The organism is Stenotrophomonas maltophilia group sp. RNC7 (genome assembly GCF_030910085.1).
Classification (GTDB): Bacteria; Pseudomonadota; Gammaproteobacteria; order Xanthomonadales; family Xanthomonadaceae; genus Stenotrophomonas; species Stenotrophomonas sepilia.
Genome location: NZ_JAVFVN010000867.1, coordinates 136658 through 153127, shown reverse-complemented (window position 1 = coordinate 153127; position 16470 = coordinate 136658). Strand labels below are relative to the sequence as shown.

General features: G+C 68.4%; 14 protein-coding genes. 4 read left to right on the top strand and 10 right to left on the bottom strand.

Annotated elements, in window-relative coordinates:
* Positions 1 to 5: 5 nt before the first annotated feature.
* The 3 genes from RCF13_RS21330 to RCF13_RS21320 form a co-directional block, all read right to left on the bottom strand.
* Positions 6 to 2132 carry an EAL domain-containing protein gene (locus RCF13_RS21330; protein ID WP_134969067.1) on the bottom strand — a complete coding sequence of 709 codons (2127 nt, stop codon included), beginning with the start codon at positions 2130 to 2132 and terminating at the stop codon, positions 6 to 8.
* Complete coding sequence (locus tag RCF13_RS21325; RefSeq protein WP_229298570.1) at positions 2129 to 3004, bottom strand: phosphate/phosphite/phosphonate ABC transporter substrate-binding protein; 876 nt, start codon at positions 3002 to 3004, stop codon at positions 2129 to 2131. Before RCF13_RS21325 ends, RCF13_RS21330 begins: the two co-directional genes overlap by 4 nt.
* Before the next feature lie 103 nt (positions 3005 to 3107).
* Positions 3108 to 3878 carry an RNA methyltransferase gene (locus RCF13_RS21320; protein WP_061478056.1) on the bottom strand — a complete coding sequence of 257 codons (771 nt, stop codon included), beginning with the start codon at positions 3876 to 3878 and terminating at the stop codon, positions 3108 to 3110.
* Positions 3879 to 3998: 120 nt separating this feature from the next.
* On the opposite strand from RCF13_RS21320, the gene RCF13_RS21315 reads away from it, so the two are divergent.
* Positions 3999 to 4826 carry an inositol monophosphatase family protein gene (locus RCF13_RS21315; RefSeq protein ID WP_005417749.1) on the top strand — a complete coding sequence of 276 codons (828 nt, stop codon included), beginning with the start codon at positions 3999 to 4001 and terminating at the stop codon, positions 4824 to 4826.
* A gap of 652 nt (positions 4827 to 5478) precedes the next feature.
* Here the strand turns inward: RCF13_RS21315 and htpX are convergent.
* Positions 5479 to 6345, bottom strand: coding sequence for a protease HtpX (gene htpX, locus RCF13_RS21310; RefSeq protein ID WP_061478057.1), 867 nt, complete (start codon positions 6343 to 6345; stop codon positions 5479 to 5481).
* Positions 6346 to 6438: 93 nt separating this feature from the next.
* On the opposite strand from htpX, the gene gluQRS reads away from it, so the two are divergent.
* From gluQRS to phaR, 3 genes are all read left to right on the top strand, one after another.
* Entirely contained in the window at positions 6439 to 7359 is a 921-nt protein-coding gene (gene gluQRS / locus RCF13_RS21305) for a tRNA glutamyl-Q(34) synthetase GluQRS (RefSeq protein WP_134969068.1), read from the top strand.
* Positions 7360 to 7376: 17 nt separating this feature from the next.
* Positions 7377 to 8117, top strand: coding sequence for an acetoacetyl-CoA reductase (phbB, locus tag RCF13_RS21300; RefSeq protein WP_111200717.1), 741 nt, complete (start codon positions 7377 to 7379; stop codon positions 8115 to 8117).
* A gap of 83 nt (positions 8118 to 8200) precedes the next feature.
* The gene (phaR, locus tag RCF13_RS21295) at positions 8201 to 8833 is read left to right on the top strand and encodes a polyhydroxyalkanoate synthesis repressor PhaR (RefSeq protein WP_231352214.1); all 633 of its coding nucleotides are present in this window, start codon (positions 8201 to 8203) and stop codon (positions 8831 to 8833) included.
* 74 nt (positions 8834 to 8907) lie between these two features.
* Here phaR and RCF13_RS21290 read toward each other — a convergent pair whose 3' ends face one another.
* The 6 genes from RCF13_RS21290 to RCF13_RS21265 all read right to left on the bottom strand — a co-directional run bounded on the left by RCF13_RS21290 (position 8908) and on the right by RCF13_RS21265 (position 16457).
* Positions 8908 to 9876, bottom strand: a complete 969-nt coding sequence (locus tag RCF13_RS21290) for a TraB/GumN family protein (RefSeq protein ID WP_231352215.1) — start codon at positions 9874 to 9876, stop codon at positions 8908 to 8910.
* Positions 9877 to 9878: 2 nt separating this feature from the next.
* Positions 9879 to 10808 (bottom strand): DUF1684 domain-containing protein, encoded by a 930-nt coding sequence (locus tag RCF13_RS21285; RefSeq protein ID WP_134969527.1) that lies wholly within the window; start codon positions 10806 to 10808, stop codon positions 9879 to 9881.
* A gap of 11 nt (positions 10809 to 10819) precedes the next feature.
* The gene (gene mutL / locus RCF13_RS21280) at positions 10820 to 12721 is read right to left on the bottom strand and encodes a DNA mismatch repair endonuclease MutL (RefSeq protein ID WP_061478061.1); all 1902 of its coding nucleotides are present in this window, start codon (positions 12719 to 12721) and stop codon (positions 10820 to 10822) included.
* A 121-nt stretch (positions 12722 to 12842) separates the two neighbouring features.
* A complete protein-coding gene (locus RCF13_RS21275) occupies positions 12843 to 14411 on the bottom strand; it encodes an N-acetylmuramoyl-L-alanine amidase (protein WP_154351146.1) in 1569 nt (522 codons plus the stop codon).
* Positions 14412 to 14493: 82 nt separating this feature from the next.
* On the bottom strand, positions 14494 to 14976 hold the full coding sequence (gene tsaE / locus RCF13_RS21270; protein WP_180868293.1) for a tRNA (adenosine(37)-N6)-threonylcarbamoyltransferase complex ATPase subunit type 1 TsaE: 483 nt from the start codon (positions 14974 to 14976) through the stop codon (positions 14494 to 14496).
* Positions 14973 to 16457: an NAD(P)H-hydrate dehydratase gene (locus RCF13_RS21265; protein WP_231352216.1), complete on the bottom strand. Its 1485-nt coding sequence runs from the start codon at positions 16455 to 16457 to the stop codon at positions 14973 to 14975. Before RCF13_RS21265 ends, tsaE begins: the two co-directional genes overlap by 4 nt.
* Between the last annotated feature and the right edge of the window lie 13 nt (positions 16458 to 16470).

The window sequence follows — 16470 nt, the reverse complement described above, 5'->3', positions numbered from 1 at the left end:
GCAGGTCAGAGGCCCGATTCGATCATCCGCACCACTTCGGTGGCGGTCACCGGGTGGCTCAGCCAGTAGCCCTGGCCAAGATCGCAGCCGCGCTGCACCAGCAGTTCGAACTGCGCCTGCTGCTCGATGCCCTCGGCCACCACCGTGATGCCCAGTGCGTGGGCCATGGCGATGATCGCCGTGGTCAGCGCCAGATCGTCGGGATCGCGCTGCATGTCGGCCACGAAGCTCTTGTCGATCTTCACGCCGTCCACCGGTACCTGGCGAAGGTGGCTGAGCCCGGAGAAGCCGGTGCCGAAATCGTCCAGCCAGACCTTCACGCCGGTGCGGTGCAGCTTGTCCAGCAGCTGCGCGGCAACCATTTCGTCGCCGATCACCGCGGTTTCGGTCAACTCCAGGTGCAGGCGCGACGCCGGCAGCCCGGACTCGTGCAGGCACTGCGCGACCAATGCCGGCAGTTCACCGCCGCGCAGCTGCCGCGGCGACACATTCACCGACACGAACAGATCATCGCCGCCCGCCCCGCGTGGCCACTGCGAGGCTTCCATGCAGGCCGCACGCAGCACCTTCGGGCCGATGAGCTCGATCAGCCCGCTCTGCTCGGCCACTTCGATGAACACCGACGGCGGAATCGTGCCCAGGGTCGGATGCTGCCAGCGCAGCAGCACTTCCACGCCGACCATGCGCCGGTCGCGCATGCGGAAGATCGGCTGGTAGGCCAGGCGCAGCTCGCCGCGCTCCCAGGCCCCGCGCAGCTCCTGCTCCATGTGCACGCGGCGCTCGACCGCGTGGTCCATCGCACGGCTGTAATAGCGGTAGCAGTTCTTGCCGGCCATCTTGGCCTGGTACATGGCGATGTCGCCGTTCTTCAGCAGCGTGGTCGCATCAGCGGCATCGTCCGGGAACAGGGTCACGCCGATCGAAGTGCCCAGGAACAGTTCCCGGCCCTGCACCACCAGCGGCTTGCCCAGCTCGCGCACCAGCACTTCGGCCAGCAGCCGTGCGTTGGCCGCCACGTCGCCATCACCGACCAGGATCACGAACTCGTCGCCGCCAAAGCGGGCCAGCAGGGCTTCATCGCCACCGGCCTCGGCAACCGCACTGCCGATGCGCTGCGCGAACTGCAACAGCGCTTCGTCACCGGCCTCATGGCCCAGGGTGTCGTTGACGCGCTTGAAATCATCGATGTCGGCAAACAGCAGGCCCAGCCGATGATTGGATGCGCGCGCGGCCATCAGGCGATGGTCCAGCGCTTCCCGGAATGCCAGCCGGTTGGTCAGCCCGGTCAGCGCATCGGTATAGGCCATGCGCCGCACCTCGCGGTCATGCCGGGCGATGGCATCGCGCATTCGGGCGAAGCCGCGCACCAGCTCGCCGACCTCGTCGTCGCGGGTGTTCTCGGCCAGCGGCGCCTGGTAGTCGCCAGCTTCGATGCGGCGCGCCGCAGCGGCCAGGTCCCGGATCGGCGCCACCAGGGTGCGCTGCACGTACAGGATCACCACCACGCCGATCACCACCAGCAGGCCCAGCATCAGCAGCAGCCAGCCCAGGTGGCGGCTGCCGACCTGCTGCAGGCGCTCGCCAAGCGTGGCATTGGCGGCCTGTTCGCGCTGCTGCACCTCGTCCAGCGCCATGCCGACGCGGACCCCGCCGATGCGCTGGTTGCCGACCATGATCGGCATGGTGTTGTCGAGCACCTTGGGCGATTCCTGCACCACCAGTGCCTGCGCCACCGCGGCCTTGGGGGCCAGCGGGTCGGTCATCGGCTGGCCGAAGCCGGACACCTCGATCGAGCCGTCATGCACCAGCCGGCCGCGTTCGTCGAACACCAGCACATAGCGCACGACCGGTTGCCGTGCGGTGTTGCGCACCAGCGCACCGACCTGATCCAGGTCGCGGTAGTACAACGGGTTGGCCAGCGCGTCGGACAGCTCGCGCGCCATTGCTTCGCCGCGGCTGCGCACGCTGCGGTCGAACAGTTCATGGATGACGCCACCACTGAGGTTGCGCACCTCGCCCTGCATCGCCGCCTGCCGCCCCAGCAACACCGCCAGGATCGCCACCACCACGACCATCGCCCCGCCCATCGCCAGCAGGAACCGGGCCTGCATTCCCGAGCCGAGCCACTTCATTCCACTTCCATCCGCACGCGCGTCAATCCTTGTTTCAATTCATCCAGCCGCTGCTGCGCATGCGCATCGACGCGGTGGAAACCGGAAGTGCCGAAAAACCGATGCAGCGCCCCCTGTGCCTGCGGGTCGCTGGCCGCCTGCAGCAGGACGTCCTGCAGCCGGTCACGCACCCGCGGGTCAAGGTCGGCGCGAACCATTTCCACCGCCCGCGGGTAGGGTTCGGTGCGCAGCAGTTCGCGGAAGTCGCGCCGGAATGCCGCAGGCATCCGTCGCTCGTCATTCCAGTCCACGCTGCTCACCGCCCCCACTTCGACCATGCCCTTGTGCACGAACGTGGCGATGTTCAACTCGCTACGTGCGAACACGTACCCCACGCTGTCCCGGCCCGGCACGTCCCACACACCGGCCAGGATCTGCGGCGCCAGCCCTTCCTGCAGCAGCGTCATCACCGGCACCAGGTAGGCACTGGTGGACGCCGTGTTCTGCAGCGCCAGGCGATGCCCGCGCAGGTCCTGGATCCGCTGGATCGGACTGTCGCGACGCACGAAGAACACGGTCTGGTACTCACGCACGCCGTTGCGCTCGGTCAGCAGCAGCGGCCGCGCGCCACTGCGCTGGCCCAGTGCCACCGCCGTACCCGACGTTTCCGTGACCCAGTCGACCCGCCCCCGCCGCAGATAGCTGGCCATCTGCTGCGGGTCGCGTGCCATCAGGATCCGCCCTTCGGTGATGCCGACGTCGTGCATGCGTGCCACTACATAGTCCAGCAACGGTTGCAGCTGCTCGTAATGGGCCTTGGGATCATCGCTGATCCGGCCCAGCACCAGCACCGGGTCCGGTGCTGCATGCACCGTCCCGGCCAGCAGGATCATGACCAGGCTCAGCAGTCCCCTCTGCACTGCCCTTCGCAGACCCGACACAGGCTTCATCCCCCCTGGGTATCCGGACAGACTACCCGAAAAAATGAGAACGTCGTCAGCTGTCCTTGTTGCCCGCCTGTGCCAGCCGCGCCATCCGCTGGGTGTCGGCAAGGATGCCGCGCAGCAGGCGCACTTCCTGCTCGCTCGGCTCGCTGCGCAGGAACAGCCGGCGCAGCTTGCGCATCGCCGATTCCGGGGCGCGGCCCTTGTGGAAATCGATCTCGTCCAGCGTGTCACCGAGCTGGGCGAAGAAGCTCTCCATCTGTTCATGGCTTGCTGCCTGTTCGCGGAAGCCGGGCTCGGCATTGGGGGCCGGCTGCGCGCCCAGCAGCTGCATGCGCGTTTCATAGGCCAGCACCTGTACGGCGGCCGCCAGGTTGAGCGAACTGAACGCCGGGTCTGACGGGATGTGCACTGCGGCGTGGCAGAGCTGCAGCTCCTCGTTGGTCAGGCCAGTGCGCTCACGGCCGAACACCAGCGCCACCTCGGCGCCCTCTCCCGCCTTGGCCACCGCACGAGCGGCGGCATCGGCCGGCAGGTACTCCTCCAGCTGCACGCGGCGGGCACGCGCGGTGCAGCCCAGCACCAGGCGGCAATCGGCCACGGCCTCGGCCAGGGTGGCCACCACCGGGGCGTCCCCCAGCACATCTTCGGCACCGGCCGAGCGGCGGAAGGCCTCCTCGTCCAGCGGTTTCTCGGGGGCGACCAGCACCAGGCGGGCCAGGCCCATGGTCTTCAGGGCACGGGCGGCGGCCCCCATGTTGCCGGGGTGCTGGGTACCGACCAGGACGAATCGGAGGCGGGTGGCGGCGGGAAACTGGGACATGAACAGGGAAAAGGTCGAGCTGGACGATGACCAATGGTAAACTGTGCGGTCGGCCACTGCGCCGGACCCGCTCTTTTCCCCCGCCAGTCCATCTCTTCTGCCTTTCCGGGAGCCCACGCCATGCAGAAACCCGCCGTCACCGTCATGGTCAAGGCCGCCCGCCTCGCCGGCAACGTCCTGTTGCGCAACATCAACAAGCTCGAGGCACTGAACGTGGTGCAGAAGGGCCGGATGGACTACGCCAGCGAAGTGGATGCGGACGCGGAAAAGGTCATCGTCAAGGAACTCAAGCGCGCTTACCCGGACTACGGCATCTTCGGCGAAGAAGGTGGCGTGCAGGGCGAGCGCCGCCAGATGTGGGTCATCGACCCGCTGGACGGCACCAGCAACTACCTGCGTGGCGTGCCGCACTACTGCGTGTCGATCGCGCTGGTCGAGAACGGCGAGCCGACCGACGCGGTCATCTTCGACCCGCTGCGCAATGAACTGTTCACCGCCAGCCGGGGTGCCGGCGCCGTGCTGAACGACCGCCGCATCCGCGTGGCCGACCGCAAGGACCTGGAAGGCACGATGATCCACACCGGTTTCGCCCCGCGCGAGCGCAGCCGCGCCAGCGCCCAGCTGAAGGCGGTCGACGCCCTGCTGGTGCACGGCGAGGACATCCGCCGCACCGGTTCGGCGGCACTGGACCTGGCCTACGTGGCCTGCGGCCGTGCCGATGCCTACTTCGAAGCCGGCGTGAAGGCGTGGGACATCGCTGCCGGCCTGCTGCTGGTCCGCGAGGCGGGCGGCAAGGTCTGTGACTTCAAGGGCGCGACCCTGGGCCGCATGGACAACCGTGGCCCGGAGACCCACCAGATCGTGGCCGGCAACCTGAAGGTGGCCGAGTCGCTGCAGAAGGTGCTGGTGAACACCGGTTACGCGGCGGAGTTTGACGCGAAGTTCTGAGATTCCGTGTAAAAGCGATTCATGGAGACGGCACCTGCGAAGGTGCCGTTCCCGTATCCGCGGTGATCGTGCTTGTCACTTTCTTTGCGCGCAAAGAAAGTAACCAAAGAAACGCTCCGCCGGCCGCGAGCCGACGCGCTGCGCACGCCGGTGCCCTGCGCTCCTCGGCCCGCCGAGGGACGGTGCGGGAACTCGCTGCGCTCAGACACCCGCACCTCTTCGCCCTCGCCGGACCTGCGGTGCTCGGCTCGCTCAAGGCGGACCCAAGGTCAAATGCCACAGCTGCACCCAGTACATCTTCGCGACGGGTGGATGCTGTTGTTCTTGATCTTGATCTTCCAGTCCGCCTTGAGCGAGCCGAGCATCGCAGGCGAATCAGGGGCGAAGAGGCGCCGGTGTCTGAGCGCAGCGAGTTCGGCGCCGTCCCCTGATTCGCCGAGAAGCGCAGGGTACCGGCGCGTAGCGACGGCTCGCGCCCCGGCGGCGTGTTTCTTTGGTTACTTTCTTTGCACGAGCAAAGAAAGTGACACCCCTCCGCGGTCGCGGAAACGACTCTCGCCAGGTCGTACCCGGCGCCACCAATGCATCGGCGCGCAAACAAAAACGCCCGGCGCGAGGCCAGGCGTTCCTGCACTATCTTGAAAGCAGAAGCTTACGCCACCGTCGACGCCCGCAGCGCGGCAATGCGCTCTTCCAGCGGCGGATGGCTCATGAACAGCTTCTTCGCCGTCGAACCGGCAATACCGAACGCGGCAATCTGGGTCGGCAGCGTGCTCTGGCCGTGGTTGAGCTGCAGGCGCTCCAGCGCGGCGATCATCTTCTGGCGACCGGCCAGCGCGGCACCGCCGGCATCGGCGCGGAACTCGCGGTGGCGCGAGAACCACATCGAGATCATCGTGGCGAACAGGCCAAACACCATCTCCAGCACGAACACGATGATGTAGTAGGCAAAGCCACGGCCGCCGCCTTCGCGGTTGCCCGACAGCGCGCTGTCGATGATACCGCCGACCACGCGGGCCAGCACGATCACGAAGGTGTTCAGCACGCCCTGCAGCAGCGCCATGGTGATCATGTCACCGTTGGCGACGTGGGCGATCTCGTGGCCCAGCACCGCTTCGGCCTCGTCCTCGCTCATGTTGTGCAGCAGGCCGGTGGACACGGCCACCAGCGCGTTGTTGCGGTTGGCACCGGTGGCGAAGGCATTGATCTCCGGGCCGTCATAGACCGCCACTTCCGGCATGCCGATGCCGGCGGCCTTGGCCTGGCGCTCGACCGTGGCCAGCAGCCAGCGCTCGGTCTGGTTGCGCGGCTCGGTGATCACCACCGCACCGGTGGAGCGCTTGGCCATCCACTTGGACAGCAGCAGCGAGATGAAGGAGCCACCGAAACCGAAGATGCCGGCCATCACCAGCAGGCCGCTCATCGAACGCGCGTCCACGCCCAGGATCGACATGACGATGCCGGCCAGGATCAGGACCGCGAGGTTGGTCGCCAGGAACAGGGCAATACGGGTGAACATGGGAAAATCCGGCTCGGAAGGGGTCGATATCCGTCAATTTGCGGTGCGCTCAGCTTGAATTCAAGCGCCAACCTGACCGACGATTCAGCCTGCATGACCGCCATTGTTCCCTGCGGCCGCTTCGCGCCCTCGCCGACCGGCCTGCTCCACCCCGGATCCCTGCTTGCCGCCTTCGGCAGCTGGCTGCTGGCCCGCCACCACGGCGGCCTGTGGCGGCTGCGCATCGAAGACGTTGACCCGCCGCGTACCGTGCCCGGCGCCGCGCAGTCACAGCTGCAGGCACTGGCTGCGTTCGGCCTGGTCCACGACGGCCCGGTCCTGTGGCAGAGCGCTCGAGGCGAGGCCTACCAGGCCGCGCTGGACGTGCTGCTGGCCAGCGACCAGGCCTTCATCTGCCACTGCAGCCGCAGCGAACTGGCTGCCAGCGGCGGCATCCACCACCGCTGCGTTGCGCGGCAACCGCGACCGGACCCCGCCGTCCGCTTCCGCGTGCCACCGGGCAGCGTCGTGCACTTCGACGATGGCCTGCGTGGCCCGCAGCAGCAGGACGTGCATGCCGAAGTCGGCGACTTCGTGCTGCGCCGTGCCGACGGCTGCTGGGCCTACCAGCTGGCGGTGGTGGTCGATGACGCCGCGCAGGGGGTGACCGAAGTGGTGCGCGGCGCCGATCTGCTCGATTCCACCGCGCGGCAGATCCTGCTGCAGCAGGCGCTGGGCCTGGCCGTGCCGCGCTACTGGCACCTGCCGCTGCTGCTCGACGCCCCCGGCCACAAACTGTCCAAGTCGCTGGCGTCGCTGCCGGTGGACAGTACAAGGCCGGTGCCGGTAATGCGCGCGCTCTGGCAGCTGCTGGGCCAGGCCCCTGCCGCACTGGACGGCGCCGATGACCGGGATGCGCTGCTGCACGCTGCGCAACGGGCATTCGACCCGGTTCGACTGCCGCGGACCGACATCCTGTTGCCGGCCGGCGCACTTTCCGCGCCGATGTTGCAGAATCCCCCTTCCCCCATCTGATTCCCGGACAGCACTCCATGACATCTCGCGTCGCACTGGTCACCGGCGGAACCGGCGGCATCGGTACCGCCATCTGCCAACGCCTGGCCGACCAGGGCCACCGGGTCGCCACCAATTACCGCGACGAGGACAAGGCCCGCGCATGGCAGCAGGCGATGACCGAGCGCGGCTACAACGTGTCGATCTTCCCGGGCGATGTCTCCGATCCAGGCAGCGCCGAGGCGCTGGTGCGTGCGGTCGAGGCCGAGCTGGGCCCGGTCGAGATCCTGGTCAACAACGCCGGCATCACCCGCGACACAACGTTCCACCGCATGCGCGCGGACCAGTGGCACGATGTGATCAACACCAACCTCAATTCGGTGTTCAACGTCACCCGTCCGGTCATCGAAGGCATGCGGCGCCGCGGATGGGGCCGGGTCATCCAGATCAGCTCGATCAACGGCCTGAAGGGCCAGTACGGCCAGGCCAACTACGCCGCGGCCAAGGCCGGCATGCACGGCTTCACCATTTCGCTGGCCCGCGAGAACGCCGGCTTCGGCATCACCGTGAACACCATTTCGCCCGGCTACGTCGCCACCGACATGGTGATGGCGGTTCCGGAGGACGTGCGCGCCAAGATCATCGCCGATATCCCCACCGGGCGCCTCGGCAAGCCGGAGGAAATCGCCTATGGCGTGTCCTTCCTGGTGGCCGAGGAAGCCTCATGGATCACCGGCAGCAACCTGGACATCAACGGCGGCCACCACATGGGCTGGTAAGCCGCGCAGGGGCCGCTGCGGCGTGCGCTGACGGCCCCTGCCGATGGTCATGCTGCGCAGCACGCAAACCCTTGCTGCGCAACATGATCGCTGCTGAAAGCCAAGCCTGGCGGGGGCTGGGGCGGTTGCAACCGCTGCTGCACTGCGCCATGCTGCGCGTCTACTGTGACGAGTACCGCTTCATGGCTGCGACCCGCATCATCAAGAAGTATCCGAACCGCCGTCTCTACGACACCGAGATCTCCAGCTACATCACCATCGAGGACGTGCGCCAGCTGATCCTGGACGGTGAAGACTTCGAAGTCCGCGACGCCAAGAGCGGCGACGACCTCACCCGTTCGGTCCTGCTGCAGATCATCGCCGACCAGGAACAGGACGGCGAACCGATGCTGTCCACCCAGCTGCTGAGCCAGCTGATCCGCTTCTACGGCGATTCCCTGCAGGGCTTCATGGGCAACTACCTGGAGCGCAGCATGCAGGTCTTCCTCGACCAGCAGCAGCAGTTCCGCCAGCAGATGGGCAACCTGCTGGGCCAGACCCCGTGGGCGATGATGAACCAGCTGACCGAGCGCAATCTGGAGCTGTGGCAGGAATTCCAGCGCAGCATGGGCAGCGGCTTCGGTGGCCCGCGCCCGGGCGGCACCGGAACGGGAACCGGCAACAAGCCCGGCGAACCCGGCACCGGTACCGGCACCGGCGGCAAGACCCGCCGCTGAGCTGCAGCAACGGCTGAGACGAAAACGGCGCGCCCCTGGCGCGCCGTCTTGTTTGGCATCGCGCCAACCGTGCGTCAGCGTTTGGCCTTGCACCCCGTGCACACGCGCTCGACCTTGTAGCCCTTCGCCCTCAGCTTCTCGACCACGCCATCACTGCCCAGCAGGTGCAGCGTGCCGACCACCACCAGCGTACCGCCCTGCCCGGCCTGCAGGTACGGCTGCAGCTTCGGCACCCAGGCATCGTTGCGACCGGTGTTGATGCGCTGGTACAGCTGCGGATACTGCTGGCGCATCTCTGCCGCCATCTTGGTCCACAGCAGGCGCTCGTCGCCGCGACGCCATGCATCATGCAGCAGCCGCGCCTGCTCATCGGCCTTGCCGGCCTGGTCCAGTGCTTCGGCCAGCATCTGCCGCTGTTCCTGCACCGTCATCCCGTCCAGCATGCCGATCTGGGTATCGATATCTTCCAGTCCCGCGGTCTTGCGGCCGGTCTTCTGCGCGCGCTCCATGAAGTGGCGGTCCAGGCCCAGCGCCGGGTCCAGGCCCAGCTTCTGCATCTGCCCGATCGAAATGCTCAGGCCGACGAACCAGGGCTTCATGCCCTGCATCTGCGCCAGCGGCAACTGGTTCTGGGCAGCAAAGGCCTGCAGCTTCTGCCAGGTGGCCGCATCCAGATCACGCTTCAGCTCGCTGCCATCGGTGCGGGTCGCGGCCTGCACCATGCGGCTGGCCAGCTGGGGCGATTGCATGTCTTCCGGCGACAGTTCGAACACCACCCGCTGCGAGGCTTCGAACGCCTGCTCGACATCGGGCGACAGCGGGTAGTCCTGTGGCTTCAGCAGATGGAACGATCCCAGCAGGTACACGCGTGCATCGCCCGGGCCGGTGACTTTCCACAACAGGGGTACCGGCGGCTTGGCCGCCGTTGCGGTTGCGGCCGCGGCCGCGGCAGGGCTGGCCTGGCCATCGCGGGCCGTGGCCAGTGGCGCCACTGCGCAGGCCGCCAGCAGCAGCGCGGCACGGAACAGGTGTTTGATCGGCATGGTCAGCCTTCTCCTTCAGGCAGGTGGTAGGCCTTCTCGCCCGCTTCCACGCGCAGGTCCAACCGGTTTTCCGGCGGCGCCAGCGGGCAGGTCGCGTAGGCGGTGAACGCGCACGGTGGGTTGTAGGCATGGTTGAAATCGATGCGCACCGTGCCGTCTGCAGCGGGGGCCTCGGTATCCAGATAGCGCCCGGCCGGATAGCTGCCGCGGCCGCTGGTGCGGTCGGCGAAGATCAGGAACAGTGGCTGCCCGGCCGCACCGATGGCCTCCAGGCGCCAGCTGCGGCCATCACGTTCGAACTCCACCGCACCGGCATTGGGCATCTCGGTGGTCAGGCCAGTGATGTCGACGATCGGCAAGGTCTTCCCCGGCGGATGCGCGATGAAGCGCGCCTGCACCTGCCAGTCCGCGCCGCCAGGCCAGTACTGCAGGCCGGCGAAATCACGCCGCGCCGGTGCCTCGGCATGCTTGACCCGCAGCGCGTCCCGTGGCCCCCGGCGGATGATGCTGAGCTGGCCCTTGCCGCCATCGAAGGCCAGCAGCGTCGGCTGCGCGTCCTTGTCGGTGTCGACGCGGATGCGGCCACGCACCGGCTGGCCGTCGTGGCTGACATCGACACCGGCTTCAGGCGTGAACCACCACTGCGTCCCGTCGCGGCGCAGCAGGCCCAGCCTGTCCGGGCCAACCGTCAGGCGGATGCCGTTGGTGGCGCCGCTGCCAACGAAATGGGATTTGTTCTGCAGCCAGTGCAGGCCGACCAGGGCCGTCCAGCCATCGGGCCGGGTCAGGTCCTGGTAGCGCGCTACACGCCATTGCTGCTGCGCGGCCGCGTAGGCCGGATCTTCAGCGACCGTCGGCGCCGGCGGAGCTGCCGGGCTGCAGGCGGCCAACACCACGGCGGCCAGCAGGCCCGCCACTCCCCGATAACGCATCGATGCTCCCCTCAACGTCCGCGCAGGAACCAGCGGTCGATCTCCGCCAGCGAAAAACGGGCCCAGGTCGGTCGGCCGTGGTTGCACTGGCCGGACCGTTCGGTGATTTCCATGTCGCGCAGCAGCGCGTTCATTTCCGGCACGGTCAGGCGCCGGTTGGCACGCACCGCGCCATGGCAGGCCATGGTCGACAGCAGCTCGTCGCGTGCACTGGCCACGCGGCGGCTCTGGCCATGCTCGCGCAGGTCGGTCAGCACGTCGCGCAGCAGTCCTTCCGGTTCGGCATGCGCCAGCAGTGCCGGAATGCTGCGCACGTGCAGCGACCCGGGGCCGGCCCGGGTCACCTCGAAGCCGAGCGCCGCCAGTGTGTCGGCTTCGCTTTCGGCGGTGTCGGCCTCGCGCTCGCCCACCGCCAGCGTGATCGGCACCAGCAACGGCTGCGACTGCAGGCCGATGCCATCGTGCGCATTCTTCAGGCGCTCGTAGCCGATGCGTTCGTGGGCCGCATGCATGTCGACCACGATCAGGCCTTCAGCGTTCTCGGCCAGGATGTAGATGCCATGCAGCTGCGCGATCGCGTAGCCCAGCGGCGGTACACCCGCGTCGGCACTGGTCACCGGCAACCCGTTCTCGCTCGGCATCGGCGGCAACGCCGCTGCGCGTTCGGCACCGGCCGGCGTGGCATACAGCGCGGCGTAGGCGGCCGGTGCATCGGCCACCTGCAGGCCCAGCGGCTGCTGCGGACGCCAGCCTGAAAATCCGCCACCACCACCTCCCGAGCCGGGCGCAGCCCCACGCACCAGCCCGAACCCCGACGCGCCGGCGCTCGATGCCGTCGGGACGGCGGCGGCGTCCGCCGGATGTGCGGGGCCGGCACCGATCTCCTGCGCCGACATGCCTGCACGGGTATCGGCCAGCGCATCCTTCAACGTGCGATAGACGAAATCGTGGACCAGCCGCGAATCGCGGAAGCGCACCTCGTGCTTGGCCGGATGCACGTTGACGTCGACGCGGGTCGGATCCAGTTCGAGGAACAGCACATAGGCCGGCTGGCGGCCGTGATACAGCACGTCGCCGTAGGCCATCTTCACTGCGTGGGCGACGCTGCGGTCACGCACTGAGCGACCGTTGACGTACAGGTACTGCTGGTCGGCGCTCGCGCGCGAATAATGCGGCTGCGCAATCCAGCCATGCAGGCGCAGGCCGGCGCCACTGTGGTCCACGCGCACGGCCTGGTTGGCGAAATCCTCGCCCAGCGTTTCGGCAAGGCGTGCATCGGAATACAGATCGCCCGGCTTGTAGCGCCGCGAGGCCTTGCCGTTGTGCGACACGCGCAGCTCGACATCCGGCCGCGCCAGCGCCAGCGAACGCAGCCACTCTTCGATATGGCCCAGTTCGGTACGCTCGGCGCGCAGGAACTTGCGCCGCGCCGGCACGTTGTAGAACAACTCACGCACTTCCACCGTGGTGCCCGGCGCATGCGCGCGCGGGGTCACCTCGCCGATCTTGCCGCCTTCGATCTGCAGTGCCGAACCGTGCTCGTCGTGCGCGCGGCGCGAGCACAGGGTGAAGCGGCTGACCGATGCGATCGACGGCAGCGCTTCTCCCCGGAAACCGAGCGTGGCCACCGATTCGAGATCGTCAAGATCGGCGATCTTGCTGGTGGCATGGCGCGACACTGCCAGTGGCAACTGCTCGGGCGCGATGCCACTGCCGTTGTCGCGGATGCGGATCAGGCGCACGCCGCCCTCTTCAAGATCGATATCAACTCGGCTGGCGCCGGCGTCGATCGCGTTCTCGACCAGCTCCTTGACCACCGACGCGGGTCGTTCGACCACTTCGCCGGCGGCGATCTGGTTGATCAGGATCTCCGGCAACGGCCGGATCGGGCGCGGATGGGTAGCAGACGTCATGCGGGGATGATAACGGAGCGGCCGAGGGTAGAGTCGAGCCATGCTCGACTGACGGGCTACCGGCAAGGCCCAGTCGAGCGCGGCTCGACTCTGCAGAAAGCAGAAACCCGCCTTCGGCGGGTTATTTGCTGCCGCCGGCCATGGTGGCTGCGGCGTCGATCTCGGCCTGCGCGCGGGCAGCATACAACGTGCCCGGCGGCGGTTGGCGGCTGAAGAAGGTGTGCACGCCATCCAGCACAGCGCCAGCGACCTTGCGCTGGTAAGCCGGGTCCGTCAGGCGGCGCTCTTCATCCGGATTGGAGATGAACGCCGTTTCCACCAGCATCGCTGGCATGTCCGACGTGCGCAGCACCGCGAAGTTGGCGCGCTCGATGTTCGGCTTGTGGTTGTTGCCGATCCGCTTCAGTCCGCCCAGCACGTGGCCGGCGGCGTCTTCGGACGCCTTCATGTAGCCGCTCTGCGCCAGGTCCAACAGCACATTGGCAAGCGTGCCCTCGGTCTGCTGCAGGCGAACGCCACCGACCAGATCGGCCGCGTTTTCCTTGTCTGCCAGCCAGCGGGCGCGCTGCGAAGAGGCACCCTTGGTCGACAGCACGTACACCGACGAACCCGTGGCCGAGCGGTTCTCGGCCGCGTCGGCATGGATCGAAATGAAGATGTCCGCCTTGTTCGCACGCGCCTTCTGCGCACGCATCGGCAGCGGGATGAACACGTCGCTGTCGCGCGTCAGGTAGGCCTTCAGGCCCGGCGTGGCGTTGACCTGGCGGGCCAGCTCACGCGCCACGGCCAGGGTGACATCCTTCTCACGCTTGCCGGTCGGGCCGATCGCACCCGGGTCCTGGCCACCATGACCGGGATCGATCGCCACCACAAGATGGCGCATGCCGGGCTGCATGCGGATGCGCGATGCATCGCTGGGCATGGCCGGACGCGGCGGCTCGGCCGGCGTCGGTGCCGGTGTAGGGGCCGTTGCCGGCGGCGTGGTCACCACCGCAGCAGTGCGCTGGCCGGCGAGGATTGCAGCCGGCGAGGATGAAGGCGTGCTGCTGGCCGCGACGCCTGCCGCAGCAACCTGGGCCGGCGCGCTGGTCGGTGCGGGGGTCGGCGTGGCGGGTGCGGCGGCGCTGGCGCTGGCCTGCTGCTGCACCTGTGCGGTCAGCAGGGCGGTGGCCCGCGCAGCATCGGTGCGTGACTGCGCGTTCTCGGCCGGCGTGGGCGCGACTGAGCCCCCCACAGCGGCCGCCTGCGGCTGCACCGCCGGTGGCGTCGCCGGGCGGCTGGTGGCCATGGCAGGGCCATCACCCGGCCATTCGATCACCAGCTTGGATTCATTGCCCTCGCGCTGCATCTGCGGGCGGAACGGCGCCACCGATTCGGCAAGGTCGAACACGACACGGAAAGTGCCCGGGACCGGCTGTCCGGTACGCACCGCCGTGACCACGCCCTGCGCGGCCGGCATCTTCAGGTTGCGTACGGCGCTGGAGTCGGGGAAATCGACCACCAGGCGGTTCGGGCCGGCCAGCGACAGGGTCTTGTAGCCGCCACTGCCGACCAGTGAGATCTCGGCACGGGTGCCGGTCGCGCCGGTGTTCAGCAGCACCTGGCGGACTTCACCCGCCCACGCACTGACGCTCGCCAGACCCAGTCCGACGGCGGCACAGATGGCGATGAGACGGTTCCCCGGGCGCATGGCTCAGGATTCAATCACCGCGCTGAACGGAATGCAACACCTTTTTCCTTAATAATCCGTAACCTGCCGATCTTTGTTCTCGTCAGCCGACAGAAATGGCCTGCAAGTCGCCCCCTTGGGGCAGCCGTTTCAGCCATTCATGTCCAACGTCGCTGCCCGCAGTGAGACTGGCGCGGCGCCCATGTCCTTCGATCTCCAGTGCCACCACCAGGTCGGTCGGCGGCAGCGCGCCGGCGCCCCGTTCCGGCCATTCGACCAGCCACAGCACCGCGCTGCCTTCGTCCAGGCCGAGGAAATCCAGCTCACCGGCCTGGCCGATGCGGTACAGGTCCAGGTGCCACGCCTCACCGCCACTGGCCAGCGGATAGCGCTCGACCAGGGTGTAGGTGGGGCTGCGGATCGCGCCCTGCACGCCCAGCGCCCGCAGCAGCGCGCGGGCCGTGGTCGACTTGCCGGCGCCCAGGTCGCCGCGCAGTTCGATCAGCGCCTGCGGGGGCCGGGTGGCCGCCAGCCACTGCCCGAGCAGTTCGGTGGCGTCGCTGTCGGCAAGGAAGAAATCGGTCATGGGAAGCGTTCCGGGTTGGCCAGTCGCCGCAGCGGCGCCAGCAGATCAGTAGGAAGCAGGCCGCGTGCGCCGTCAGCGGCAGCCGCGTCGCCGGCCAGCGCATGCAGCAACGCGCCCGCCGCGGCGGCATCGAAGGCGGCCAGGCCCTGCGCACGCAGGCCGGCGATGATGCCGGTGAGCAGGTCGCCCATGCCCCCCACGGCCATGCCGGGATTGCCGGCGGCGATCAACCGGGGCGTTTGCCCGGGCGCCGCCACGATGCTGCCGGCGCCCTTCAACACCACCACCGCATGGAAACGCTCGGCGAGCGTCTGCGCACAGGCGTAGCGATCGGCCTGGATGTCGCTGGTGCTGCAGCCGAGCAGGCGTGCGGCCTCGCCCGGGTGCGGTGTGAGGACGGCGCCGGGCAAGGCACGCGGATCCTGCGTCAGCAGGTTCAGCGCGTCGGCATCGACCACCAGTGGTTTGGCGCTGGCCAGCACCCGCGCAAACAGTGCGCGTGCCCATTCGTCCTGGCCCAGACCGGGCCCGATCGCCACCACCTTGGCCCTGTCAAGCAAGGCCGGCAGCGCTTCGCCGTCTTCCAACGCGTGGGTCATCGCCTCGGGCAGCCGAGCCAGCAGTGGACCGACGTGGTCGCGGCGGGTGCCCAGGCTCAACAGCCCCGCCCCTGCGCGCAAGGCGGCCTCGGCTGCCATGGCGATGGCACCGCCGCTGCCGTGGTTGCCGCCGACGCACAGCACGTGGCCGGATTCACCCTTGTGGGTATTGGCGCGGCGCGGCGGCAACAGGGCCGGCAACCGTGCCTGCGTCCAGTACTCCACGGCAGGCGACACGCTTTGCCATGCGGCCGCGGGCAACTGCAGGGGTGCCAGGGCCTTGTGCCCGCAATGATCCAGCGCGTCGCCGGTGTACAGCCCGCGATGGGCCACGATGAACTGCAGGGTCCGCGCAGCGCGTACTGCCGCGCCGGGTACCGCACCGCGGTCGGCATCGACGCCACTGGGCACATCCAGGGCCAGCACAGGTGCCGCCTGCGCATTGATCGCAACGATCAGCGCCTGCGCCGCGCCCTCCGGCGCGCGTTCGAAACCCAGCCCGAACAGGGCATCGACCCAGAGGTCGGCCTCGGGCAGCGCGCCGTCGAACTCGGTGATGGCGCCGCCGTCGGACCTGAACTCCGATGTTGCACGCTGCGCCAGCGCGGTCGATGGCGCCCGGCCCGGCAGGGCGATCACCCTCACCTCGCGCCCGGCCTGCAACGCGTGGCGAGCCAGCACGAGGCCGTCGCCGCCATTGTTGCCCGCACCGACCACCACGCCGATGCGCTGCGCCTGCGGCCAATGCTGCAGCAGGCACTGCCAGGCGGCCTGGCCGGCCTGCGCCATCAGTCCCCAGCCAGCATCCCCCGCCAGGGTGGACGCCTGGGCATCCAGCGCACGCGCGGCAGCGGAATCGAACAGATCGGCGAGGTTGGCCATGCAGGGATTTTAT

Bases quoted from the DNA above. Each gene is read 5' to 3' on its own strand.
- RCF13_RS21325 (WP_229298570.1), bottom strand. From the start codon at position 3,004: ATGATCCTGCTGGCCGGGACGGTGCATGCAGCACCGGACCCGGTGCTG.
- RCF13_RS21330 (WP_134969067.1), bottom strand. From the start codon at position 2,132: ATGAAGTGGCTCGGCTCGGGAATGCAGGCCCGGTTCCTGCTGGCGATG.
- phaR (WP_231352214.1), top strand. From the start codon at position 8,201: ATGATCGCTGCTGAAAGCCAAGCCTGGCGGGGGCTGGGGCGGTTGCAA.
- RCF13_RS21290 (WP_231352215.1), bottom strand. From the start codon at position 9,876: ATGCCGATCAAACACCTGTTCCGTGCCGCGCTGCTGCTGGCGGCCTGC.
- RCF13_RS21320 (WP_061478056.1), bottom strand. From the start codon at position 3,878: ATGTCCCAGTTTCCCGCCGCCACCCGCCTCCGATTCGTCCTGGTCGGT.
- phbB (WP_111200717.1), top strand. From the start codon at position 7,377: ATGACATCTCGCGTCGCACTGGTCACCGGCGGAACCGGCGGCATCGGT.
- RCF13_RS21285 (WP_134969527.1), bottom strand. From the start codon at position 10,808: ATGCGTTATCGGGGAGTGGCGGGCCTGCTGGCCGCCGTGGTGTTGGCC.
- gluQRS (WP_134969068.1), top strand. From the start codon at position 6,439: ATGACCGCCATTGTTCCCTGCGGCCGCTTCGCGCCCTCGCCGACCGGC.
- RCF13_RS21265 (WP_231352216.1), bottom strand. From the start codon at position 16,457: ATGGCCAACCTCGCCGATCTGTTCGATTCCGCTGCCGCGCGTGCGCTG.
- RCF13_RS21315 (WP_005417749.1), top strand. From the start codon at position 3,999: ATGCAGAAACCCGCCGTCACCGTCATGGTCAAGGCCGCCCGCCTCGCC.
- mutL (WP_061478061.1), bottom strand. From the start codon at position 12,721: ATGACGTCTGCTACCCATCCGCGCCCGATCCGGCCGTTGCCGGAGATC.
- tsaE (WP_180868293.1), bottom strand. From the start codon at position 14,976: ATGACCGATTTCTTCCTTGCCGACAGCGACGCCACCGAACTGCTCGGG.
- RCF13_RS21275 (WP_154351146.1), bottom strand. From the start codon at position 14,411: ATGCGCCCGGGGAACCGTCTCATCGCCATCTGTGCCGCCGTCGGACTG.
- htpX (WP_061478057.1), bottom strand. From the start codon at position 6,345: ATGTTCACCCGTATTGCCCTGTTCCTGGCGACCAACCTCGCGGTCCTG.